The organism is Bacillus sp. FF-1 (genome assembly GCF_028548245.1).
Lineage (GTDB): Bacteria > Bacillota > Bacilli > Bacillales > Bacillaceae_G > Bacillus_A > Bacillus_A paranthracis.
In genome coordinates this window covers 180527-205651 of sequence record NZ_JAQQGG010000007.1, presented here as the reverse complement: position 1 = coordinate 205651, position 25125 = coordinate 180527, and the positions used below count along the sequence as shown (strand labels likewise).

The 25125-nt window shown below is 33.7% G+C and carries 17 protein-coding genes and 4 pseudogenes; 17 read left to right on the top strand and 4 right to left on the bottom strand.

Annotation, left to right across the window (positions count from 1 at the left end):
* The 7 genes from PQF83_RS21845 (at nucleotide 1) to PQF83_RS21815 (ending at nucleotide 7437) form a co-directional block, all read left to right on the top strand.
* Nucleotides 1-684, top strand: a complete 684-nt coding sequence (locus tag PQF83_RS21845) for a phage tail domain-containing protein (protein WP_048520066.1) — start codon at nucleotides 1-3, stop codon at nucleotides 682-684.
* The gene (locus PQF83_RS21840) at nucleotides 681-3113 is read left to right on the top strand and encodes a phage tail spike protein (RefSeq protein WP_048520065.1); all 2433 of its coding nucleotides are present in this window, start codon (nucleotides 681-683) and stop codon (nucleotides 3111-3113) included. The genes PQF83_RS21845 and PQF83_RS21840 overlap by 4 nt, the downstream gene beginning before the upstream one ends.
* A 62-nt stretch (nucleotides 3114-3175) precedes the next feature.
* Complete coding sequence (locus PQF83_RS21835; protein WP_096001575.1) at nucleotides 3176-5053, top strand: DUF2817 domain-containing protein; 1878 nt, start codon at nucleotides 3176-3178, stop codon at nucleotides 5051-5053.
* A gap of 94 nt (nucleotides 5054-5147) precedes the next feature.
* A complete protein-coding gene (locus PQF83_RS21830; protein WP_000822830.1) occupies nucleotides 5148-6107 on the top strand; it encodes a tyrosine-type recombinase/integrase in 960 nt (319 codons plus the stop codon).
* Nucleotides 6108-6122: 15 nt separating this feature from the next.
* Nucleotides 6123-6362 carry a hemolysin XhlA family protein gene (locus PQF83_RS21825; RefSeq protein WP_001115041.1) on the top strand — a complete coding sequence of 80 codons (240 nt, stop codon included), beginning with the start codon at nucleotides 6123-6125 and terminating at the stop codon, nucleotides 6360-6362.
* 42 nt (nucleotides 6363-6404) lie between these two features.
* Nucleotides 6405-6635, top strand: a complete 231-nt coding sequence (locus PQF83_RS21820; RefSeq protein WP_000787571.1) for a phage holin — start codon at nucleotides 6405-6407, stop codon at nucleotides 6633-6635.
* A 16-nt stretch (nucleotides 6636-6651) separates the two neighbouring features.
* On the top strand, nucleotides 6652-7437 hold the full coding sequence (locus PQF83_RS21815; RefSeq protein WP_000501726.1) for an N-acetylmuramoyl-L-alanine amidase C-terminal domain-containing protein: 786 nt from the start codon (nucleotides 6652-6654) through the stop codon (nucleotides 7435-7437).
* Nucleotides 7438-7756: 319 nt separating this feature from the next.
* Here PQF83_RS21815 and PQF83_RS21810 read toward each other — a convergent pair whose 3' ends face one another.
* The 3 genes and pseudogenes from PQF83_RS21810 to PQF83_RS21800 all read right to left on the bottom strand — a co-directional run.
* Nucleotides 7757-8458, bottom strand: a complete 702-nt coding sequence (locus PQF83_RS21810; protein WP_000717793.1) for a class D sortase — start codon at nucleotides 8456-8458, stop codon at nucleotides 7757-7759.
* Between the two features lie 55 nt (nucleotides 8459-8513).
* Nucleotides 8514-8999 (bottom strand): excalibur calcium-binding domain-containing protein, encoded by a 486-nt coding sequence (locus PQF83_RS21805; RefSeq protein WP_000734520.1) that lies wholly within the window; start codon nucleotides 8997-8999, stop codon nucleotides 8514-8516.
* A 324-nt stretch (nucleotides 9000-9323) separates the two neighbouring features.
* Nucleotides 9324-9527, bottom strand: a pseudogene (locus PQF83_RS21800) (winged helix-turn-helix transcriptional regulator); the annotation flags it as partial.
* Nucleotides 9528-9639: 112 nt separating this feature from the next.
* Here PQF83_RS21800 and PQF83_RS21795 point away from each other — a divergent pair.
* The 3 genes and pseudogenes from PQF83_RS21795 to PQF83_RS21785 all read left to right on the top strand — a co-directional run.
* Nucleotides 9640-9795: pseudogene (locus tag PQF83_RS21795) on the top strand (sporulation protein YhbH); the annotation flags it as partial.
* Between the two features lie 109 nt (nucleotides 9796-9904).
* Nucleotides 9905-12928, top strand: coding sequence for an NEAT domain-containing protein (locus tag PQF83_RS21790; protein WP_272792341.1), 3024 nt, complete (start codon nucleotides 9905-9907; stop codon nucleotides 12926-12928).
* Nucleotides 12929-13049: 121 nt separating this feature from the next.
* Nucleotides 13050-13220: pseudogene (locus tag PQF83_RS21785) on the top strand (GNAT family N-acetyltransferase); the annotation flags it as partial.
* A gap of 104 nt (nucleotides 13221-13324) precedes the next feature.
* Here PQF83_RS21785 and opuD read toward each other — a convergent pair.
* On the bottom strand, nucleotides 13325-14875 hold the full coding sequence (opuD, locus tag PQF83_RS21780) for a glycine betaine transporter OpuD (RefSeq protein ID WP_000591586.1): 1551 nt from the start codon (nucleotides 14873-14875) through the stop codon (nucleotides 13325-13327).
* 268 nt (nucleotides 14876-15143) lie between these two features.
* Between opuD and colA the strand changes: the two genes are divergently transcribed.
* From colA to PQF83_RS21750, 7 genes and pseudogenes are all read left to right on the top strand, one after another.
* Nucleotides 15144-18041, top strand: coding sequence for a collagenase ColA (colA, locus tag PQF83_RS21775; RefSeq protein WP_001036371.1), 2898 nt, complete (start codon nucleotides 15144-15146; stop codon nucleotides 18039-18041).
* 246 nt (nucleotides 18042-18287) lie between these two features.
* Nucleotides 18288-18836 (top strand): NfeD family protein, encoded by a 549-nt coding sequence (locus PQF83_RS21770; protein WP_000242441.1) that lies wholly within the window; start codon nucleotides 18288-18290, stop codon nucleotides 18834-18836.
* 12 nt (nucleotides 18837-18848) lie between these two features.
* A complete protein-coding gene (locus tag PQF83_RS21765; protein WP_000155027.1) occupies nucleotides 18849-20423 on the top strand; it encodes a flotillin family protein in 1575 nt (524 codons plus the stop codon).
* 236 nt (nucleotides 20424-20659) lie between these two features.
* Nucleotides 20660-21694: pseudogene (locus PQF83_RS28615) on the top strand (HAMP domain-containing protein); the annotation flags it as partial.
* Nucleotides 21689-22636 (top strand): methyl-accepting chemotaxis protein, encoded by a 948-nt coding sequence (locus PQF83_RS28610; RefSeq protein WP_370529990.1) that lies wholly within the window; start codon nucleotides 21689-21691, stop codon nucleotides 22634-22636. The pseudogene PQF83_RS28615 and the gene PQF83_RS28610, both read left to right, overlap by 6 nt.
* Nucleotides 22637-22786: 150 nt before the next feature.
* On the top strand, nucleotides 22787-24397 hold the full coding sequence (locus PQF83_RS21755) for an ATP-binding protein (protein WP_073536204.1): 1611 nt from the start codon (nucleotides 22787-22789) through the stop codon (nucleotides 24395-24397).
* Nucleotides 24397-25089 (top strand): response regulator, encoded by a 693-nt coding sequence (locus PQF83_RS21750; RefSeq protein WP_000503450.1) that lies wholly within the window; start codon nucleotides 24397-24399, stop codon nucleotides 25087-25089. Before PQF83_RS21755 ends, PQF83_RS21750 begins: the two co-directional genes overlap by 1 nt.
* Nucleotides 25090-25125: the final 36 nt, after the last annotated feature.

Below are 25125 nucleotides of genomic sequence, written 5' to 3'. Positions count from 1 at the left end.
TTGCTAGATATGGGAATTGATAAGGAATTAGCGAGTGACTATAAAATATGCATGGTAGATCGTCCCGCTATTCCAACAGCAAAACAAAAAATAGAATATATAGAAGTACCAGGTAGACATGGTTCGTTAACAAAAAAAGGGGCGTTCGAGGACGTCCCTTTAAAAATTAAGTTTAATTTACTGGAAGAAGAAAATATAAAACCTTTAATCCGACGTATCAAGGCATGGCTCATGAATGGTAAAACACTATATTTCACTGACGATAATGTGTATCGAAAAATTAAATCTGTAGAAATTGGTGATATCGCAAATGAGATTGAAGAGTATGGAGAGTTTCAAGTTGAATTTACTCTTGACCCTTTTGAATACACTGAAGATATAAGTTTCAAACTAGATAAGCCTGGTGTTATTTATAATCCTGGAACGTTCGAATCAGAACCAAAACTATGGATTGTTGGTGTTGGAAATTTAAGAGTAACAATTAATGATATTTCTTTTAGAATAAAGAATGTTATAGGTTCTGTAGTAGTAGATTCTGAGATATTAGAAGCATATTTAGATACCGTATCATTAAATAATGTGATGGAAGGGGAATTTCCAATACTAAAAGTAGGACCTAATAACATACAGTGGTCAGAAAACGTTGAATATATACAAATAAAACCACGGTGGAGATATTTATGATTACGCTATACAAAGCAAATGAGACTAGTTTTACTCATAACGGAATTGGTATTTTAGATAAACATATTTATAACGCAACTGTTGTGGAAGAACTCAACGGTTTATTTGCATTTACATTTAGTTATCCTTTATTTGCGCCACATGGGCTAGAGATTGATGGTATGAGCATCATTAAAGTCCCTACACCAGATGGCGAACAATTATTTCGTGTAGTTAATCCACGACCAAATATGGGTGAATTAACGGTGCAATGTTATCATATTTTTTATGATTTAACAGAAAATCTGATCGAAGATATATTTATACAATCAACAAATGGAAACGGAGCAATGAGCCGTTTATCTACAGGATGTCAATACAAACATCCTTTTGTTTTTTACTCTGATATTACAACAACAGCAAGTGCGCGTATTGTAAGGAAAAACCCAGTCGAAGCTCTTTTAGATAATGATCAAGATAATTCATTTATAAACCGTTGGGGCGGTGAGTTAAAGAGAGATAACTTTGATGTGAAAATGTTGAGAAATCGCGGCATGAATCGTGGTGTTGTGATTGAACATAAGAAAAATTTACTTGGCTATGAAGGGAGTGTTGATTGGAAAAGTCCTATCACTAAAATTATGCCTCAAGGATTTGATGGTCTACTTCTTCCAGAAAAATATGTAGATAGTCCAAATATTATTAAATACCCTCACCCTAAAATAAGAGTGATGGAATTTAAACATATTAAAGCAGCAATTGGTGAATATGCAGATGATAAAGATGCTGTTCCTTTAGAGGAAGCGTATAGATTATTACGTCAAGCCGCCGAGGACATGTACACGATTCAAAAGGTTGATCTTCCAAAAGCTACATATAAAGTTGAATTTCAAGAACTTTCTCAAACAGAGGAGTATAAAGATTATGCTGTTTTACAGCAGGTATATTTAGGTGATACCGTCACTGTTAAACATAAAGAAGATAACCTTGATATTCAAGCGAAAGCTATTTCTTATAAGTATGATCCAATTAAAAAAGAATATATAGAAATAACTTTAGGTAATTTTAAAGAGTCTTTTACAAATGTCGTTGGCAAATTAGACCAAATTCAAAATGAAATTTTAGAAATGCCCAGCTCTATATTAGAAGCCGCAAAGGAAAACGCAACAAACCTTATTAACTCTGGGTTTGGTGGGCATGTTCGTGTTTATCCTGATCGTATTTTAATTATGGATACCAAGGATGAAATGACTGCTAAAAAGGTTTGGCAATGGAATATCAATGGATTGGGGTATTCTTCTAGGGGAATAAACGGACCCTATGGAACAGCTATTACAAATGATGGACGAATTGTTGCGGATTTTATTACTACGGGAACACTTAGTGGTAATTTAATACGTGGTGGTTTAATAACAGGAACAACTTTACGTACTGATAACAGCTCTAACTATGTTTCTATAGATAAACAATTTATACGCTTGATGGAGTCGAATTTAACACGGCTATACCTTGGGTACTATACGAATTCCGTCAATCAACTACAGCCAACGATTGTATTAGGTGGGGATTCAAGTTTTCAAGATGGCTCTGTTGTTCTTAGTCAACAACCAACGCAAGGATTCTTAGGAATAATAAACGGTAAAGATTCTAACGGAGACCCGTATTTCGTAAGCTCAGTTATGTTTAGAAGATCAGGCGATTTAATCCTAAAGGGTGGCATGAATGGGTCTGTAACCGTTAACTCGGGTAAAGGTATAAATAATTACGCAAATGGTGGATCGTATTGGGTAGAAGCTACTGATGGTATCGGATTAAAAGGCGGAAATAAAAGTGTATTGATAGACAGTCGAACCGCTATTGTTTTCAGCTTAAACGATAAAAATATGCTTGATGTAGTGGATAACAATGGAGAAACGGATTTACGATTTCAAACAGTATTACTTAGAAATGGATCAGTGCCTGGTTATGCTGGTAAATTAGAAGTTAAATCCGGTTCTGGTACTTCTTATTCCCCTGTAGTGGCAAGTAATTTCGAAACATCATCGCAACGTAAGTATAAAACAAATATTCGAGATGTGCAGTTCAGCGCTTTAGAAAAAATTATGGCGTTAAATATTCAACAATACAACTTGAAAACGGATATGGAACAGCTGTATGAAATGCGGATGAATCGTCAAGAAGACGATTCGACTATATTTACTACAAATGATATTCCAATTCGATATGGTTGGATTGCAGATGATGAAAATACTCCTGAGTGTTTCGTTACAAAAGAAAGAAATGCAGCTGAAATATATTCTTCTTTATCTCTTCAAATTAGAGCGTTTCAAGAAGAAAAAATTGCAAAGGATGCTGAAATCATTGCATTAAAAGAAAAAATTGATGAACTTGAATCTAAAGATAAAGATCGCGAAGCAAGGTTAGTAGCACTAGAACGAAAAATTTTATGAACGATTTAATCAAAAGCATGCACAAGCAGGCTTTTTTATTTTGATAAAAAGGAGTGTAATCAATGAACAATCAATCTTATGAAATTACTGTAGATACACAAAAATCTATTAATCATTCTAATATAGAATTTTCTCAAAACAATTTAAATATTTCAGAACTTATCTTCAATATTACTGAAGACGGAAAAGAATTACCTTTAAAAGATACAGATGAAATTATTGTATATTTTAAAAAACCAGATAAAACAGTCGTATTTCAAGATAAAGAAATTGAGCTGTTAGATAAATCAAAAGGGAAAGTCAAAGTATTATTGACGACACAAACCCTTGTGAAAGCTGGAGATGTTGAAGGTGAAATTTCTATTGGACGAGTAGATAATGGAATGAAAAAACGTACAAGTACCTATGGTTTTAGTTTTAAAGTACGTTCTTCACTCGCTTCAAACGATTCAATTGAATCTACAAATGAGTTTCAAATGTTTGATCAGTTATTGGAATTAGGGAAACAAGATATTCCGGCTATAATCGATTCAAAAGAAACAGCAGAACAGGCTTTAAAAAAATCAGAGGAGAATGCAAATCAAATTGGGATTTTGTCTAAAGATGTCAGTGAAAATAACAGTTACTACTTTAGTACTAAACTGAATAATACAATTAATTTTAGAGATTTAACACCAGATAAGATTTATCAAATGTTAGATACAATAAGTCATCCGTATCTCTCATCACAATCATTAGGAAAAGATCAATCAGGTCAATATGATGTTAAATTTTATAAATATGAGCCAAGAGGTTTTCAACAAACCGTATATATAATTGGGGCAATTCATGGATGGGAGGATTTTGGTCCTTATGCAATTGTACAATTACTTAAAATTCTAACTGGGTCAGAAGCACAATTACCTCCACAACTTAAAAACATTAAAGAAAAAGTTCGTATTTTAACAATACCGATCGTAAATCCTTGGGGAATGTATCAGAATCCTAAAAAACGGCAGAATTCTAATGGAGTGGATTTAAACCGTAATTTTAATTGGAATTGGGCAAGTAATAAGACGGGACAACCTTGGGATTATGATTATAAAGGTACCGCGCCTTTTTCAGAAAAGGAAAGTCAATATGTCAAAAAGGTTTTCGACGACTATAAAGGTAAAATTTCAGCTTTTATTGATATACACAATCAAGAATACTCAAATCAATGGGACTATTTAGTATACCCTGACGATCGAATGGTAAAAGAATTGGGATTGATGCTGAATTATTTAACAAAGGATATGACGAATCCAGTCATTGTCAATACCGTTGGATATAACGATTCAAGTTCCAATAACTACGCAAGTAAAGTCATGAACATTCCGAGTACGAATATTGAAGCTGTAATTGGTAGGTTCGGAAATATCGGGGGTGATGTAGATAACAATAAGTGGTTGGAATTTGTATTTAATACTGTATTAGTAGCTTCTACTTATTATGCTATTGATAATTCATTACCTGGATTTTCTGTCAAAAATATTAATAAAACTTACTTAGATGGTACAGTAGTATTAACAAATAATGTTTTAACAGATATAGCTGAAAGTGTAGTTACCTTTATCCCACCATTTACCGGTCATGTTACAGTCAATGGGTATTTGTTAGCGAAACAAAGCAACTCAGCGGATATATTTGTATCAAGACTAGTAATGGAACAACCTGGATTCATTACACAGTTAAGTTCATTTAATAATGCTTATACTACAGGTACAGTTAATCCTATAATCCCACTCGATTTACGTATACCTGTAAAATCTGGTTTACCTGTTACCCTTAAAATTGTAGGGATGAATCAAGGCTCTGGTACTTGTAACATTAAGCGATTTAATATGAGTATACTCTATCAAGTTGGTAGTGATTTGAATTTATTTAGTCCTGGTGCAATGGAAGGATTCACTTACGCTTAATATTCTTAATAAAATACGGCTTTGAGTAAAAATTCAATTCATAGATCAGGAGGAGCGACTTCGCTTCTCTTTTTATTTTGAGGAGATGATCAGTGTGAAACGAATAGTAGACCAAGAAATTTATGAAAAGTATGTTAGCCAAGAAAACAAAAACCTAGTCAAAGATTTTCTAATCGAAAAGAAAGCACAAGGGAAAGCGGCAAGCACTTTACAGCAATATCATTGGGATTTACGAATTATTTTGTTTCTATTACATCAACACTTCGAAAATAAAAATCTAATTGAATTAACACGTAAGGATATTCGAAACTTATCTATTATTTTTCAAGAGTTGGGAATGTCTAATGCACGTGTAAATGGACTGATGAGTGCATTAAGGTCCGCGTTAGAGTTTTGTGCAGATGATGACGACTATGATTATGAATTTAATGTAGGTTCACGGGTTAGAGGATTACCTAAGAATCCAGTCAGAGAAATCACTTTTATAACTGAAGAACAAATTGAGTGGTTAATCGATGAACTACTTGAACAAGAGAAATATATGCTAGCAACCTATTTAGCGCTTTCTTACTACAGTGCAGCAAGGAAGAATGAAGTTTACCAAGTTCAAAAAGAAGAACTAACAGAACGTTATTTTACGAATGTAGTACGTGGTAAGCGAGGTAAGAAATTCAGATTGTATTATAATCCCCGAGTACAGAAATGTATTCGTTTATATATAGAACAGCGCGGTAAAGATGTTATTCCGGATTTGTTCGTACGAGTTTATAAGAATGGTGAACGAAAACTTTTAAATAAGAGCGTATTTAATTACTGGTGCAAGATATTTTCTAAGATGTTATACGAAAAAGAAGGTAAGGAATATAAAATGAATCCTCACTGTTTTCGTCATAGCAGATTAGATAATTTAAAAGTTCAAGGTGTACCACTCGAAAAATTAAAATCACTTGCAAATCATTCGGATATTTCGACAACACAATCCTATTTAAAAGATAGGAGTGAGGAAGATATTGCAGATATTTTCGGAATGGATCCAAGTTGCTTTGCAGCTTAAAAGGAGGCTTAATAAATGCCAGAACAAAAACATGATGACTTTAAGGAATTATTAGTTGGATTAACAAGGGTGGAAACAAAGTTAGATACGCTTGGCAACGTTAAGGATGTTGCAATTGAAGCGCAGCAGTCAGCGAAAAGCGCTCATTTAAGGATTGATCGATTAGATAAATTTGTATTTTGGATTGGTACTACAGTAGTTGGAGCTATTATCACGGGTGGGATAATGGCTCTTTTTAAATTCGCAGGGAAGTGATCGTATATACGGTCACTTTTTTTATTGAAAGGAGGTGAGGTTATGAAAAACTTTGATGCAGCTTCAATTAGTCGTTATGTCGTATTAGTAATCGCTGTGATTAACAGTGTTTTGAATCTTATTGGGTACCAAACGATTGATGACAAAATTACAAATGATTTAGTGGCAGTAATTACAGGAGCTTTCACTCTATATATGGCATGGAAGAATAACTATTTAAGCAATAAAGGATTACAACAAAAAGATGTATTACAAAAAAATAACTTACACTAAAAGGAGATGTTGAATAATGGGTTGTTTCGCAGGATCAGGTGGTCACAATAGTATCGTACAAGGTGCAAATAGCGCTTATGGGAAAGAACATGTGGAGGATAGAAGGTTTCTTGACGCAGTTGCTAAATATGTACAAGCAGCTGGATGGAAGTATGTGAATTGTTCTGACGAAGTAGGAACGACAAAATACGATGTTTGGAATAATGCAGCCAATAACCATTTACGTGTAGTGGATAGTGATGTAGATTTACAGTTTCATTTAAATGCCACTCCAGGCGGTACAGGTTGTGAAGTGTGGTTACATCCTTCATACGGAAATAGAGAATTGGCGGCAAAGATTTCAAAGGCAATGGCTGATGCATTTGGATTGAGAGATCGAGGGATTAAATTTTCTACGGATTTAGGATGGATTAATAAAACTAAGACTGGATTACTCCCTGAAATTTGCTTTATCGATAATGAAACAGATATGCAAAAATACCGTGCTAACTTTGATAAGGCAGCTAAAGCGGTAGCTGAGGTTATTGTTGGCAAATCAATTCAAGCAAACCCAAATGATGGAGGAGTGGAGATTATCGTGAATAAATTTAGTAAAGTTGTTACGTATGAATTTGGTACAGCGTTAGTACCTGAGATGTTAGGAATGATGGATGCTCTTGGATATAAATCTAATATTGTTTCTTATGGAGACAAACAAGGGTTAGTTCGTTTTGAAACAGATTACCGTCAAGGGAATGAGCTAGATAGAGCAACTGCATGGTTAGATGCGAAAGGTCTTAAATACTACTATACAAAAGAATAGTTTTATGAATAAAAAATACTATCTGATTCTATAGGTAGGTACTTATATATTGATTTTCATCTTTATAGATGTTAGTGTAAAGGTACCGTTTCTTATTTATCTATGAACCAGTATCTGTAGAACGAATAGATTAATTTGAAAAAATCCCCTTTTGCACCTATATGCAGAAGGGGATTTTTTTTATGAGATTTAAAATTTACTTTTAGATAATGCCTTTAATATAGGATTAACTATTTTGCTTAATAAACGGAATCCCCTAAATATAGATTGAACAATTTTCATATTATCGTCCCCCTCAAACTAAGTAAATCTTACCAATTTATTGTATAGAAACTAAAGAAGCTTCAATTATGTACCTATTAGGGGCATCCCCAATATAGTTAAATGGATAACAGGTAGTTAATGTTAACGTTGGTGTATTTTTTTCGATAATCACAGTACGATCATCTGCACCTGTAATCCAGTGTTTTTGAATTTGATATATGTATATTCTTTTATCATATTCAACTAAAATATAGTCATTTTCTTGTAAATCCGCCAATTTAGTAAATACTGTGTCACGATGTCCGCTTAAAACAGTATGTCCATTACCAGAAGGAGTAGTGGTAATATTACTAATAAACATTCCTACCCCTTTTTTTAAAGTTTTAGCATCAGCGCCCCAATAAACTTGATATTTTTGTTTGATTTTCGGTATAACCATGTAAGCAATTTGTTCTCCCATTTGATGTTGAACTTGAGAAGCTGGAATCAGTTTTTGTGATTCCGGTAATGGTTCACTAGTGTTTGTAGAATTAGATTCTTGATGTGGTAGAGTATGTTGGGATTGTTCTTTGTTTGATTCGTTTTTGGCATCTTTTTTCTCATTAGTGACAGGATGTATATTTTGATATTGTTGAATTTCAGTGCTTGTTAAGGATTCAACTGTTTTTCTCGCATCATACCAATCTATAAAGTAATAAACAAAGGCCAAAGACCCTATAGTAATTAGTATAACCCCCAACCAATCAATTTTTTTCAAGATTATCACTCCATATTAAAAACGACAGGATATTCCTGCCGTTTTAAGTATTAGTTTAAGCATTCGTTTTTTTACGACGGAATACAATGATTGAACCAACTAATACTAAAGCAGCACTTGCAAGCATCATTGTAACACCGTTAGATGCTGTATTAGGTAATTTTTCGCCTTGTTTTTTTGTTTCAGCCTTTACAGCTGTTTGTTCAGTTTGTTGTTTATTATTGGTTACTTGGTTATTTTGTTGTGTATTTTCCTGCTTAGTTTGTTCTTGGGGGTTAGTTCCTTTATTGTCTGTTGTAGTACTTGTACTTGTTTGATACGTATAATCTTCACATGGAATGCCATCTTTATCATTGTCTAAACGATGTGGATCGTTTCCAACACCATATCCGTTTTGATTCCAAAAAGCTTGAGCCTCTTGTTGATTTTTAAAATGTCCACAGTTTTTTGTGTCATTAGGACTTTTGGCTGCAAATGCAGCGGAACTATACCCGACTGTTAATAGTGTGAATGCTGTAGCTGATGCTAATAGTTTTTTCATGAGTGCTTTCATCCCCTTAAATGGTATATGTTTACATTTAAAAATTTTACATTCTTAAAGATGAAAATACAATAATAATTTGATTATATTTTCCTTTTCAATCGTTTAATGAGAAATTAGTTATAGCAGCATTATTTATAAGGAAGTTTCTATGAGAATGCCATTCGTGTATTAGATGAGATATTTTTCTCTGGTTTGGATGATCTAATAATAAGGAGGCTATTTCCTTTTGTGTTTTTAAAATACTTCTAATTAATTAGTCTTTTTCATTTGCTGTTTGACTAGTTATCACAATAGTATCCTCCTTTTTTAATAGTTATTTTTTAAAATCCTTATTGCTCTTGGCTTGGAGTTATCCCTTTGAATAAATCCTTTTTCTTCAAGTTTTAATAAGTGACTATGGATTGTAGAGGGGGAAGATATTCCTATTCCTTCACCAATTTCTCTGATAGATGGTGGATAACCGTATTCTTGTATTCGTTTCTGTAGGAAGTTTAAAATCTGAGATTGTCTTGTTGTTAATAGCATGTAATGTAATGGCTCCTTCTATATAGGAAATATTTAACTATATAATAACAAAGTATGACTTTTGAATCAAACATACGTTCTGTTAGTGCGTGAAAAAAGTGTATATGGTAGAGAGTTAAACCAGTACAATCGCCACAGTACACTTATGTCAGCCTATAAAAATATTAAAGATGAAAACTTCAGATATTATATTTTAAAGCAAAAAGCAGATGTATTCCATGCGATGAAGAGCTTTTTTAGAGAAGAATCAGGAGAGAAAATGGCATAACCCCTTTTTGAGGGGTTATTTTTTTAGTTGACATTGATAATGAAAATCATTATCATTTATTCGAGAAATGATTACATTTTAACTTATATATTTTGGAGGAGATGTCAAGTTGAAAAGAAATAAAAGAAAACATATAAATGCAATGATTATAGCGGCGACGTTATCACTTCCGTTTGCTGTTTATTCAACACCTGCTTTAGCGGCAGTAGCAATTGAGGCGAATAAAACGGGACAAGGTTTAGAAGATGGTACATATGACGCTGTTATTAAAGCGTATAAAGATAAAACAAATGAAGAGTCTATGGCAGCTGTTTATATAAAAAATCCGAAATTAACAGTTGAGAACGGAAAGAAAATTGTAACAGCAACGTTAAGTGATAGTGATTTCTTTCAATACTTGAAAACAGAGGATATACATACTCCTGGTGTGTTTCATGATGTGAAAGTAATATCAGAAGATAAAAAGAAAAATGGAACGAAAGTGATTCAGTTTGAAGTAGGGGAATTAGGAAAAAGGTATAATATGCAAATGCATATTTATATTCCGACAATGGCTTATGACAATAAGTATCAAGTACAGTTTGAAGTAAATACATTGAATTTAGAAAATAATGTTCCAGAAGCACAAAAGGAAAATAAAGAGGATAAAGTGGATCAACAAGATGAAAATGGAAATGTAATATTAGATAAGCAATTACAAAAGCATATTAATAAATATAACTTGAATAGAGAAAATTTAGATACCCCAATAACTAAGGAAGATTTATTAAAAGTTAAATCTTTAATAGTCGTTGAAGCTAAAAGTAAAGGAATAAAAGACGTAAGCAGTCTAGAATATATGAAGAACTTAGAAAACTTAACGTTGGAAGAAGTTAAGTTAGAAAATATAAAATTTATCTCGAATTTGAGGCAATTGAAATCATTAAGTATAACCTATGGCGAACTTGAAGATATTGGACCTTTGGCTGAGTTAGAACATATTGAGAGTTTAAGCTTGAGAAATAATAAAATTTCAGATTTAAGCCCACTAAGTCAAATGAAGAAGATTAAATTGCTAGATTTAAATAGTAATTATATAAAAGATATTAAACCATTATTTACAGCGAAATCTTTAAGGACTTTGACTGTAGCAAATAATCAAATTAGTAATGCTAATCTTGCTGGGATTGAGCAACTGAAGAATGTGAAGAGTTTATCTTTAAGTAACAATGGACTTACTAATATTGAACATATTACACCAATGAAAAAATTAGTAGAGTTAGACCTTTCTAAAAATGAATTAGAAAACATCGAACCTTTATCAAGAATGTCTACTGTACAATCACTTAATTTAGAAGAAAACTATATTTCAGATATAACACCACTTAGTCAATTAACAGGTTTATATGATTTAAAGCTAGCGTTAAATGAAATTCGTGATGTTAGACCGGTTCAAGAGTTAGGAAAAAGAATGTACATTGACGTTCAAAGACAAAAAATCTTTTTAGATGATGTAGAAAAAGATAAGGAAGTTAAAATACCTATCTATAATTTACAAGGCGAGCCACTCGATACTATTCAATTAAAGAATGGAGATGGAATAGTTAATAATGGTTCTGTTAAATGGAGTACTACCGGTGAAAAAACATATGAATTTATATTAGATATAAAGCCAGAAGAAAATCGTATTAAGTTTAATGGAACAGTAATTCAAAATGTTGTTGAAAGGTTAGATGAAATAAAAGAGGATAATGAACAAAAGGAAAATGTAATTCTCGATAAAACTTTACAACAACATATTAATAAAGAGAATTTAGGTAGAGAGAATTTAAACGCTCCTATCACAAAAGAAGATTTATTACAGATTAAAAAATTAGAGATCCTTAAAGAAAAAGGAAAAGAGATAAAAGATATAACAGGCTTAGAATACATGATGAACTTAGAAAAACTCACTTTGGAAGGAGTAGGTCTGAAAAATATTGAGTTCATCTTAAACATGAAACAATTGAATAATTTGAATGTATCTCATAATCAAATTGAAGATACTACTCCATTATCTTCATTAAAAAATTTACAATGGTTAAATCTTACAGATAATCGTATTAAAGATGTGTCAGTTCTTGGATCAATGTTAGACTTACTTAGTTTAAAATTAGCTGAAAATGAGATTCGTGATGTAAGGCCGTTAATACAATTAGGCCAGTGGGGAACAATTGATGTTAGAAGGCAAAAGGTCATTTTGGATGATGCAGAAATAAATAAAGAAGTGAAAATACCTGTATATGATTTAGAAGGGGAACGAATTGAAAAGATTACGTTAAAGAGTGCAGGTGGAATGCTTACTGATGAGGGAATCATTTGGAGTACTCTAGGAGAAAAAATATATGAATTTGACTTGGATGCAGATCATTATGAGACGGGCATATTATATAGTGGCATCGTCATGCAGAATATAGTAGAAAAATTAATACCGAAAGAAGAAGTAAAAGAGCCGGAAAAAGAAGTTGAAGAAACAAAAGAAGAAGTGAAAGAAACGATAAAAGAAGTTGAAGAAGAGCAGGAGGAAGTAAAAGAGCTGGAAAAAGAAGTTGAAGAAACAAAAGAAGAAGTGAAAGAAACGATAAAAGAAGTTGAAGAAGAGCAGGAGGAAGTAAAAGAGCCGGAAAAAGAAGTTGAAGAAACAAAAGAAGAAGTGAAAGAAACGATAAAAGAAGTTGAAGAAGAGCAGGAGGAAGTAAAAGAGCCGGAAAAAGAAGTTGAAGAAACAAAAGAAGAAGTGAAAGAAACGATAAAAGAAGTTGAAGAAGAGCAAGAGGAAGTAAAAGAGCCAATAAAAGAAGTTGAAGAGGTAAAAGAAGAAGTGGACGAGCCAACAACAGGAGTTGAAGGGGCGAAAGCTGAGATAAAAGGAACAGGAAAAGAAATTGAAGGTTCAAAAGACGCAGTAAATCAATCCACAGTAGTCCAAGAACAAAATGTGAATAATCAAGTTGTGAAAGAAAATAAACCAGTTGTTAATAAGCAAGAAGAAAGTAAGAAATCATTAGGAGCAACAGGTGGACAAGAGAATACATCAATATTACTTTCAGGCATAGCGTTAGTTCTTTCAGCATTGAGTATGTTTGTATTTAGAAAGAGATTATTTAAGAAATAAAAAACGTTTTATTTTATTATAACGTAATATGATTATATGAATTTTTAAGAAGACATTATCATGGCGATTTCATTTTGAAATATGCTTATGATGATGTCTTTTTTAGAAGGAGATAAATGGAAAAGGTGTCGGAGAGCGGTTATTACAAGCTTCAATTCAATATATTTTCTCCTTCCAAGGGATGAGAGAGATAGAACTATGTTTGAATACGAATTATGATCGTGCGATGAAGTTGTACAAGAAAGTAGGTTTTGAGGAGAAGGCATGTTTACAACACTATATAATAGAGTAAAAAACCCCATTCGTATGAAAATTATATTTCATACGAATGGGGTTTTTTAATTTACTTTTTTCCTCATTTATCATGGATTTAGAAATAATTTGAGGTGCCAATCGCTACATAACCTTTTTTATTTTTTTCGGAACTTCTTTCGTTTGCAAATTAACATCTTCTTTTCGTAGCTCTTTAAAGAGTGAAGTAACCATAAGGACGACTACGATAGAAAATGGTAGTGCTGCGATGATCGCTGCAATTTGCAGTGCATTTAATCCTCCAGCTTGTAATAAAATAGCTGCAATAATCGCGATTGTTAATCCCCATATAAGTTTTAAACTATTTTTTGGTGATAAGCTTCCGTTACTTGTTTGCATAGAAACGACAAATGTTGCCGAGTCAGCAGAAGTAACGAAAAATGTGGCTACTAAAATTAACCCGATAATTGTTAAAAATGTAGAGAACGGTAGATGTGAAATAACAGCAAATAATCCAATCTCTGTACCATTTTTTGCGATTTCATCAGCTATACCAAGCGATTGGAACATTTCCATATGGATAGCGGTACCGCCAAATACTGCAAACCAAAATGTGCAGATGAGAGTTGGGACTAATACAACTCCAAAAATAAATTCTTTTATTGTGCGTCCTTTAGAAATACGGGCGATGAATGTACCGACGAATGGAGACCAAGAGATCCACCATCCCCAATAGAAAATAGTCCAGTTTTCTATCCAAGAAGAAGATTTTTCATTAAATGCTCCTAAATTTAATCCCATACTAGGTAAAGCTCCAATATAAGAACCGAGTGTAGATGTGAAATATTTCATAATAAATACAGTTGGTCCTAAAAGTAAGAAGGAGACGAGTAATATACCTGCAAGAGAGAAATTTAAGTTACTCAAATATTTAATCCCACGATCTAAGCCTGTTTGTGCACTTGTTAAATATAAAACAGCGAAGATAGCGATAAGTACGAGCTGTGTAAGTAAAGTGTTATGAATAGAAGGGAATAAATAGCTTAATCCTCCAGCAATTTGTTGAGCACCAATCCCAACAGAGGGCACAATACCAAATACTGTGGCTAAAACAGCTAAAATATCGACTGTTTTTCCGATAGGAGAATTTTTCGATCGATTAAATAATGGAGTAACTGTAGCCCCAATTGTGCTACCTTTTTGTTTGCGGAATGTGAAATATGCAATTGTTAAAGCAACCATTGCGTATAGTGACCATGGAAAGAGACCCCAGTGGAAAAATGAATATTGCATAGCGAGCTTGGCGCTTTCCTCTGTACCTGCTTTTCCTGTTAGTGGATCTGTAAAGTGTGAAATCGGTTCAGCGATTCCATAAAAGAGGAGTCCAATTCCCATTCCTGCCCCAAATAACATGGATAGCCAAGATGGATAACTATACTTTGGTTTTTCTCCATCTTTACCAAGACGAATAGAACCGTACTTAGAAAATGCTAAATAAGCAGCTAAAATAATCATTGCAGTCATAAGTAGAGAGTAAAACCATCCAAATTTATTGAGGATAAATGAGTTTAAAGAAGATGTAACGCTTTGTAAATCATAGCCTTGTATCCAACTTGCCGGGGTAATTCCCCATATGATGAATAATGTTGTTAGCAAGATGGAGATATAAAATACACTGTTCTCTTTTTTTATCATAGAATCCCACCCTTGTTTAATAAAGTTAACAATTATATTAATCATAACAATTAAAGGGTTAATTGTCAAAAAATTCGATTTTTAATGTGTGTAAAAGGACTGTTTAATCGCTAAAGATTCATAACTATTGGCGGCTAGATAGTAGGGAGATTGTTCACGATATGTACAAAATGTAAGGAGAAATAATATGAAATATTGCATTTTATATTGTTGTATCTAGATTTTATGTTAAATTCTTGGATGGAATATTAAAATAGGGGGCAAGGATATGAACAAGAAATCAAAGATCAATAAAGTGATGCTTAGCATTAGTACAATGGCTCTATCGCTGGGGGCAATTCAAACTCATGCATCAGCAGAAGAAAAGGTGCCATATAATGTATTGCATTCGAAACCAGTAGGAATTGAAAAGCCAGTAGATGAGATTGGACACGTTTCTAAAGCGGAGGAAACATTATCGTTTCAAGAACGGTTAAAAGTAGGAGACTTTTCACAACGACCAGCATCTATTCCGAACAAAGCGGCAGTAAAGCAAGTTAAAGAAAGCTATTCAATGGCTGATTTAAACAAAATGAATGATCAAGAATTAGTCGAAACGTTAGGTAGTATTAAGTGGCACCAAATTACAGACTTATTCCAGTTTAATGAAGATGCAAAAGCTTTTTATAAAGATAAAGGGAAAATGCAAGTCGTTATAGATGAATTAGCTCATCGGGGTAGTACATTTACGAAAGATGATTCAAAAGGAATTCAAACGTTTACGGAAGTGCTACGTTCAGCTTTTTATCTGGCATTTTATAATAACGAATTAAGTGAATTAAATGTAAGAAGTTTCCAGGACAAATGTTTACCTGCTTTAAAATCTATCGCAAAAAATCCAAACTTTAAGCTTGGTACAGCTGAACAAGATACAGTCGTATCTGCATACGGAAAATTGATTAGTAACGCTTCAAGTGATGTTGAAACGGTTCAATACGCAGCTAATATTTTAAAACAATATAATGATAATCTTCATACGTATGTAGACGATCGTATGAAAGGACAAGCTGTATACGATATTATGCAAGGGATTGACTATGATATACAGTCTTACTTAATTGAGGCTCGTAAAGAAGCGAATGAAACGATGTGGTATGGAAAAGTAGATGGGTTTATTAATGAAATAAATCGTATTGCTCTTCTAAATGAAGTAACACCAGAAAATAAGTGGCTCGTTAATAATGGAATTTACTTTGCTAGTCGTTTAGGGAAGTTTCATAGCAATCCAAATAAAGGATTAGAAGTTGTGACACAGGCAATGCATATGTATCCACGTTTAAGTGAGCCGTATTTTGTCGCAGTAGAACAAATTACAACAAATTATAACGGAAAAGATTATAGCGGGAATACAGTAGATTTAGAGAAAATACGTAAAGAAGGAAAAGAGCAGTACTTACCAAAAACGTATACATTTGATGATGGATCTATCGTATTTAAAACAGGAGATAAAGTATCGGAAGAAAAAATTAAGAGACTATACTGGGCTGCAAAGGAAGTAAAAGCGCAGTATCATCGTGTAATTGGGAATGATAAAGCGTTAGAGCCGGGCAATGCAGATGATATATTAACGATCGTAATTTATAACAGTCCAGAAGAGTACCAATTAAATAGACAACTGTATGGATATGAAACGAACAACGGTGGAATTTATATTGAAGAAACAGGAACATTCTTTACATATGAACGCACGCCAGAACAAAGTATTTATAGTTTAGAAGAATTATTCCGCCATGAGTTTACCCATTATCTGCAAGGGAGATATGAAGTGCCAGGTTTATTCGGAAGAGGAGATATGTATCAAAATGAAAGGTTAACTTGGTTCCAAGAAGGAAATGCAGAGTTTTTCGCAGGGTCTACTCGAACAAATAATGTAGTACCGAGAAAGAGCATCATTAGTGGATTATCATCTGATCCTGCAAGTCGTTATACAGCAGAGCGTACATTATTTGCTAAATACGGTTCTTGGGATTTCTATAATTACTCGTTCGCATTGCAGTCTTACTTATATACGCATCAGTTTGAAACATTTGATAAAATTCAAGATTTGATTCGTGCGAATGACGTGAAAAATTATGATGCATATCGTGAAAATCTAAGTAAAGATCCTAAGTTAAATAAAGAGTATCAAGAGTATATGCAGCAGCTAATCGATAATCAAGATAAATATAATGTACCGGCAGTAGCAGATGATTATTTAGCTGAACATGCCCCAAAATCATTAACAGCAGTAGAGAAAGAAATGACTGAAACGTTGCCGATGAAAGATGCAAAAATGACAAAACATAGCTCCCAATTCTTTAATACATTTACATTAGAAGGTACGTATACAGGTAGTGTAACAAAAGGTGAGTCAGAAGATTGGAACGCAATGAGTAAGAAAGTAAATGAAGTTTTGGAACAACTTGCGCAAAAAGAATGGAGTGGCTACAAAACTGTTACAGCATATTTCGTCAATTATCGTGTAAATAGCTCAAATGAATTTGAATATGATGTAGTCTTCCACGGTATCGCAAAAGATGACGGAGAAAATAAAGCTCCAACAGTTAATATAAATGGCCCTTATAATGGACTTGTAAAAGAAGGTATTCAATTTAAAAGCGACGGCTCAAAAGATGAAGATGGAAAAATCGTTTCTTATTTATGGGACTTTGGAGACGGAAGCACAAGTGCAGAAGTAAATCCAGTACATGTATATGAAAGAGAAGGTTCATATAAAGTAGCGTTAATAGTAAAAGATGATAAAGGGAAAGAGAGTAGAAGCGAAACAACGGTTACGGTTAAAGATGGAAGTTTAACAGAATCAGAACCAAATAATCGCCCGGAGGAAGCAAATCGTATTGGACTAAACACTACGATAAAAGGTAGCCTTATCGGCGGGGATCACACTGATGTTTATACATTTAGTGTAGCATCAGCGAAAAATATTGATATTTCCGTTTTAAATGAGTATGGAATCGGGATGACATGGGTACTTCACCATGAATCAGATATGCAAAATTATGCTGCTTACGGTCAAGCAAATGGCAATCATATAGAGGCAAACTTTAATGCAAAACCAGGTAAATATTACTTGTATGTATATAAATATGATAATGGCGATGGAACATACGAATTATCAGTAAAATAAGTGCTTTTCCAATGTATGTTTAACTTTACTTTTTGTGGAAAATAGTATATTATATAGATATATAATATATCGGTTATTTTCTAGGAGGAGCCTGTCACAATAGGCTTCTCCTGTTCTTTTTTAGAGGCCTGTACTGCAGGCTTTTCTTTAAAGAGTAAATAACTGAAAATTAAGAACAATAATCTTTGAAAGAGGTGGGGCATACACATAACAAAAAAGGGATTGTTTAAGAGAGGGGGATAAGAAATGGTTTTGTTTGGTTATCCACTTGAGACAATTTATTTATACGGATTTATTATTGCTACTATACTCACTGTGATTTATATCTTTTTTGGGGATATATTTGAATCCATATTTAGTTTTGGAGGCGGATCTGTATCCGTTGTTACTTTATTACTTAGTTTTTTCGCTATGTTATGTGGACTTAGTTATATAGGAGAATATTTATTTTCCTTTAATAGTATTCTTATTTTCGTGGCTGCATTTGCTATATCCTTTATTGGTGTATTCATAATGAAAATATTAATTTTAAAACCGATTGCAGAAGCAGAACAAAATACTGTGCAACGTATGGATGAATTCATTGGTTGCAAGGGAGAAGTCATTACGACAATTCCTACAGAAGGATTTGGTGAAGTATTAATATCCTCTCAATTTGGAAGTAATGCAATTCCAGCTAAAACAATTGGGAAAAAAGATATTTCACAAGGAACTGAAGTTATTATTGAGGGAGTCCAAGATGGTGTTTTGCTTGTACAAAACATCGCTTATTCTTTAAAAAAACCAAAATTATAAGGGGGAATTCACATGACGATTCCATTAATTATTGGTGGAGTTTTACTCGCAATTTTAATTCTACTCATTTTAGTATTCATTACGAAGTATCGAACAGTTGGACCAGATGAAGCGTTAATTGTTACAGGGAACTGGCTTGGTGGTGGGAAAAATGTAGTGACCACTGATGATGGAAAGAAGATTAAGATTATTCGCGGTGGCGGTACATTCGTAGTGCCAATCATGCAAAGAGCAGAACCTTTAAGCTTACTAAACTACAAGTTAGAAGTGGGCACACGCGATACGTATACGAAGCAAGGTGTTCCAGTTACAGTAAATGGTGTTTCTATTATTAAAGTAGGTTCTACAATTGAAGAAGTATCGACAGCAGCTGAGCAATATTTAGGAAAAGAAACAGAAGAGTTAAAAGTAGAAGCGAAAGAAGTTTTAGAAGGTCATTTACGTGCGATTTTATCTTCTATGACAGTAGAAGATGCGTATAGTAATAGAGAGCAATTTGCTCAAAAAGTGCATGAAGTAGCTTCTACAGATTTAAAGAAAATGGGTCTTCGCATCGTTTCCTTTACAATTAAAGAAATCATGGATAAGAACGGTTACTTAGATGCACTTGGTCAGCCACAAATTGCGACGGTTAAGCGTGATGCAACAATTGCAAATGCAGAGCGTGAAAAGGAAGCTCGTATTGAAAAAGCTCGTGCTGAGAAAGAAGCGAAAGAAGCTGAATACCAACGTGATGCCCAAATCGCTGAAGCTGAAAAACATAAAGAATTAAAAGTACAATCTTATAAGAGAGAGCAAGAACAAGCTCGTGCAGATGCGGATCTTTCTTACGAATTACAACAAGCGAAAGCGCAACAAGGTGTTACAGAAGAGCAAATGCGCGTTAAAATCATTGAGCGTGAGAAACAAATTGAATTAGAAGAAAAAGAGATTGCGCGTCGTGAAAAGCAATACGATGCAGAAGTAAAGAAAAAAGCAGATGCAGATCGCTATGCTGTTGAGCAATCAGCGGAAGCAGAAAAAGTAAAACAAATGAAAAAGGCAGATGCGGATCAATATAAGATTGAAGCTGAAGCGAGAGCACGTGCGGAAGAAGTACGTGTGGAAGGTTTAGCGAAGGCGGAAATCGAAAAAGCGCAAGGTCAAGCGAAAGCGGAAGTACAAAAAGCACAAGGTACGGCGGAAGCCGATGTTATTAGGTTAAAAGGTTTAGCAGAAGCAGAAGCGAAACAAAAAATTGCAGAGGCATTTGAGTTATATGGCCAAGCGGCAATTATGGATATGGTACTTAAAATGCTTCCAAGTTATGCGAAGGAAGTTGCAAGCCCACTTAGTAACATTGATAAAATTACAGTTGTCGATACAGGCGGCGGTGGTAAAAATAGCGGCGCCGGAAAAGTTGCAGGTTATGCGACTGATTTAATGGCAACGATGCAAGAAACATTAAAAGCTTCTTCTGGCATTGATTTAAAAGAGTTATTAGAAGGATTTGCTGGAAAAGGAGCAGTACAACAATTATCAAACGATAAACCGGTTGTATCAGTAGTAGAAGATGAGAAAAAAGAAGTAGAAAAAGATAAAGAATAGTATAGTGGGTGGAACCTCTAGTAAGTGAGATACTAGAGGTTCTTCTGTGAATTGTTCGAATAATTTACATTTTAATATATTGTTTTAATTATTTAATTTATATAGAATGAAAAAGGTATGTATTAATTCTTTAATAGAAAAAGAGATAAAGAGTTGATACGTTTTAATCGTATAATTTATATAAAGAAATTAAATGTAAAACAATTACATTTAAAACGGTATGGAGGGGTAGAGATATGTTTCAAGGGAAATTAAGAAGAAGTAGTTTAAAAGCAAAGTTACTTGTGTCATTTGTTATTGTTTTAATTCTTCCAAGTATTGTAATTGGTTGGACGTCTTATCAGCAAGCAAAGACAAATTTTAATGAAACAATTTTACAATCAGCGGAAGATAACGTAAAGATTTTAAATAATGTTATTAATAAAGAGATAGACAGTAAAAAGGTAGACGCAGTATATTTTACAAAGTTATTTAACGGAGTAAGTTACGGAACTGATCAGCTTCAAAATGTGCAAAATAAATTAGAAGAATATAATAAATTACATCCAGAAATAGAAGCAATTTATACGGGGGCTAGTACGGGACAATTTATTCAATCACCGTCTATTCAAATGCCAGATGGGTATAATCCTACCGAAAGAGATTGGTATAAAGAAGCAGCGAAAAAAAGCGGAGAAGTGGTTATCACAGCCCCATATAAGTCAAGTACAACAGGGAATATTGTTATTACAATAGCAAAACAAAATGAGGATAAGAGCGGTGTTCTCGGTATTGATTTAATTATTAATGATATTGTAAATACTTCAAAAATGGTCAATATCGGCAAAAAAGGATATGTAGCAATCTTCGACCAATCTAAACATGTAATAGCACATCCGACGATGAAACCAGGTGACAAAATAGAAGAAAAACTTGAGAAGGAATTGTACAAACAGGAAACAGGTGAATTTAAATTCAAACTCGATGGTGATGATCGCAATATTACCTTTATAACAAATAAGCAGACGGGATGGAAAATAGCAGGAATTATGCCTTCAAAAGAAATTATTGAAGCAGCTAATCCTATTTTCTATAAAACGCTAACTGTTATTGGTATTTCATTAATAATTGGTGGGATTTTAATTTACTTCATAATTGCTTCTATTATTAGTCCGTTAAAACAACTTGTCATATCATCGAAAAAGATTAGTGAAGGCGATTTAACAGAAACAATTACAGTTCATTCTAAAGATGAAATTGGACAGCTAGGAGAAAGTTTTAATGAGATGGCGGCATCATTACATCATGTCATTTCTAATATAAATACTTCAGCAAGTCACGTGGCGGCATCTTCAGAAGAATTAACAGCTAGTATGAAGCAGACAAGTGAAGCGACGGAACAAATTACACAAGCAATAGAGCAAGTGTCGAGCGGGGCTGAAATACAAACGAAAGAAGTTGAAGAAGGCGCAACTTTATTGGAAGAAGTTACAGAAGGAATTCAGCGTGTTGCAGACAGTTCTTCATTAGTATCCACAGCATCGATGTATACGAAGAAAAAGGCTGAAGATGGTGGGAAGTTAGTTGAACAAACTGTGAATCAAATGCAATTAATCCATGAGTCTGTTTCACAATCAGACAAAGTTATTGTTTTGTTAGATGATAAATCAAAACAAATTGGAGCAATTCTTGAGGTGATTCAACATATTGCAGAGCAGACCAATTTATTAGCGTTAAATGCGGCAATTGAGGCTGCAAGAGCTGGAGAGCAAGGAAGAGGATTTGCAATTGTAGCAGATGAAGTACGAAAATTAGCTGAGCAATCAGGACAGTCTTCTACGGAAATTGGAAAACTAGTGAAAGAAATCCAATTTGATATCAAGGAAACGGTAAGTTCTATGAAGCTAGTTGGGACAGAAGTACAATCAGGGCTTGTAGTTGCAAATGAAACGAAGCAAAGCTTTGCTGAAATACTGAAATCTACGGATGATACAGTTGTACAAATTGATAACATGGTAGAAGTAGCGAAGCAAATGACAGTAGATGCAAAACAAGTTAGTGCATCAATTAATGAAATTGCAGCTACGATTGAAGAAAATGCAGCAAGCGTTCAAAATATTGCTGGTTCTTCAGAAGAACAATTAGCTTCAGTAGATGAAATCAATGCAGCAGCAGTTCATTTATCACAAATGGCAGAAGAATTACAGGAGATGATTGGTAAGTTTAAAGTGTAATAATGATTGTTAAGAAACGAGGTAATAATTTTACTTCGTTTCTTTTTTATGAAGAGAAAAAGAAAGAAATATAGAGTAACCGTGTTATGATTAAGTATAATTAAAGAGACTGTATATTCTTTAAATTCTATCTTTAATCATGTTAGGGGAATGGTTTTGAAATTTAAAAAATTAAAACTCCAACCGAGAATCACATTAACTATTAGTACACTTATTCTTGTTGTACTTATGCTAACGAGTTATTTATTTTATTACATATTATCTGAAACGGTAGAAGAGCAAATTGGCAAAAGAGCTTTGCATGTTGCGAAAACAGTTGCTGCTATACCAGAAATCAAGGAAGCTTTTCAAACAGAAAATCCAGCTTCTATTATTCAACCGATTGCGGAAAAAATTCGAATTGATACAGATGCTGATTTTATTGTAGTTGGAAATAAAGAAGGGATTCGTTATGCACATCCTAGGAAAGATAAAATAGGAGAAGCAATGGTTGGTGGAGATAACAAAGGAGTTTTATTAGAAGGGAAATCTTACGTTTCGAAAGCAACTGGATCATTAGGCCCTTCATTACGCGGAAAAGTTCCAATCCATAATCAGGAAAATGAAATCATTGGTGTGGTATCTGTTGGATTTTCAATGGATGATATTCATGGAGCGGTAGAAGTGTATGGAAAGCGTGTGTTTTGGATTACAATAATAGGTCTATTAATTGGAGTAATAGGCTCTATATATTTAGCTGGCAGTATAAAAAGAATGATGTTTGGGATGGAGCCAGAAGAAATTTCATCTTTATATGAAGAGCATAGTACAGTGATTCAATCTGTACGTGAGGGGATTATTGTCATTGATCAACATGGCATAATTAGTTTAGTTAATCAAGCAGCCTATGATATTCTTTCGCTAGATGAACAACGAAATATTATTGGAGAATTTATTTTAGATATAATTCCTAATTCAACGATATTAGATGTACTTCAAACTGGTGAAGAACAGTTTGACCGCCAATTAAATATAAAAGGGCAGGCTGTTATTGCGAACCGTCTACCCATTAAAGTAAAGAATAAAGTAACTGGCGTTGTATCGAGCTTACGTTTGAAATCTGAAATGGATCAGTTAACAGCAGAATTATCTCAGACGAAGCAATATACAGAGGCATTACGAGCGCAAACGCATGAATATAACAATTTGTTGTATACGCTTTCAGGTCTTATCCAGCTAGAATTATATGAAGATGCTTTGGAGCTTATTCATAAGGAAACAGCGGTATATCAAGATTTTGTTCAATTTATTATGAAACGAATTCAAAATCCATGGTTAGGTGGGATTTTAATTGGATTCTATAATAGAGCAAGAGAGTTGAAGATTGATTTTATGCTAGATAGAGAGAGTAGCTTAGACAAATTAAGCCCGCATATTGAGAGTAATTATGTCGTTTCTATTTTAGGAAATTTAATTACGAATGCATTTGAAGCGATTGAAAGAAATGAAGAACATGATAAGAAAGTAAGAATGTTTGTAACTGATATCGGAGAAGAAATAGTCATTGAAGTGGAAGACTCAGGACAAGGGATTCATGATGAGGTCATTACTAGCATATTCTATAAAGGCTTCTCGACGAAAGAAGGCGAGAAGCGAGGATATGGATTAGCAAAGGTGAAAGAGTTAGTAGAAGATTTAAATGGAAGTATCGCAATCGAAAAAGGGGATTTAGGTGGTGCATTGTTTATTATTGCATTACCAAAAGAGAGAGGCGAATTGTAATGGGTGAGGAGATTGAAGTATTGATTGTAGAAGATGATATTCGAATTGCAGACATTCATCGTCGTTTTACTGAAAAGATTGAGGGATTTAAAGTAATTGGAACAGCGACGACTGGGGAACAAGCGAAAGAATGGCTAGATCTTGTGAAGCCACAGCTCGTTTTATTAGACGTGTACTTACCTGATATGCAAGGAACGGAACTTGTCACATATATTAGACATAATTTACATGATACAGATATTATTATGATTACAGCTGCATCGGAAACAGATGTAGTGAGGCACGCCCTGCGAGGTGGAGTAACAGATTATATCGTAAAGCCACTTATGTTTGATCGATTTAAAGCAAGTTTGGAAAATTACCAAAAAAAGCTTGTGCAGTTAAAGAAAAATAACCAATTATCTATCGAACAAATAGAACATCTATGGTCTCAAAGAGGCGTAAAGGGAAATGAAATAGAATATGCCCCGAAAGGTATAGACCCCTTAACTTTAGCAAAAATAAAAAAGCATATGTTAACAGTGAATGAAGAAGGTATTACTGCGGAAGTGCTAAGCTCAATGGTCGGAGTAAGCAGATCGACAGCGAGGCGTTATTTAGAATATTTAATATCAGGAAAGAAAGTTCATGCGGAGCTTATATATGGGAGTGTTGGGAGACCAGAAAGAAGATATTTTCTTATTCCTTCATAATAAAAAACAGTAGAGGATATATGTCCGCTACTGTTT

Coding starts and splice junctions, on each gene's coding strand:
- PQF83_RS21750 (WP_000503450.1), top strand. CDS start 24,397: ATGGGTGAGGAGATTGAAGTATTGATTGTAGAAGATGATATTCGAATT.
- PQF83_RS28610 (WP_370529990.1), top strand. CDS start 21,689: ATGGCGGCATCATTACATCATGTCATTTCTAATATAAATACTTCAGCA.
- PQF83_RS21820 (WP_000787571.1), top strand. CDS start 6,405: ATGAAAAACTTTGATGCAGCTTCAATTAGTCGTTATGTCGTATTAGTA.
- PQF83_RS21805 (WP_000734520.1), bottom strand. CDS start 8,999: ATGAAAAAACTATTAGCATCAGCTACAGCATTCACACTATTAACAGTC.
- colA (WP_001036371.1), top strand. CDS start 15,144: ATGAACAAGAAATCAAAGATCAATAAAGTGATGCTTAGCATTAGTACA.
- opuD (WP_000591586.1), bottom strand. CDS start 14,875: ATGATAAAAAAAGAGAACAGTGTATTTTATATCTCCATCTTGCTAACA.
- PQF83_RS21770 (WP_000242441.1), top strand. CDS start 18,288: ATGGTTTTGTTTGGTTATCCACTTGAGACAATTTATTTATACGGATTT.
- PQF83_RS21825 (WP_001115041.1), top strand. CDS start 6,123: ATGCCAGAACAAAAACATGATGACTTTAAGGAATTATTAGTTGGATTA.
- PQF83_RS21755 (WP_073536204.1), top strand. CDS start 22,787: ATGGTTTTGAAATTTAAAAAATTAAAACTCCAACCGAGAATCACATTA.
- PQF83_RS21835 (WP_096001575.1), top strand. CDS start 3,176: ATGAACAATCAATCTTATGAAATTACTGTAGATACACAAAAATCTATT.
- PQF83_RS21840 (WP_048520065.1), top strand. CDS start 681: ATGATTACGCTATACAAAGCAAATGAGACTAGTTTTACTCATAACGGA.
- PQF83_RS21765 (WP_000155027.1), top strand. CDS start 18,849: ATGACGATTCCATTAATTATTGGTGGAGTTTTACTCGCAATTTTAATT.
- PQF83_RS21815 (WP_000501726.1), top strand. CDS start 6,652: ATGGGTTGTTTCGCAGGATCAGGTGGTCACAATAGTATCGTACAAGGT.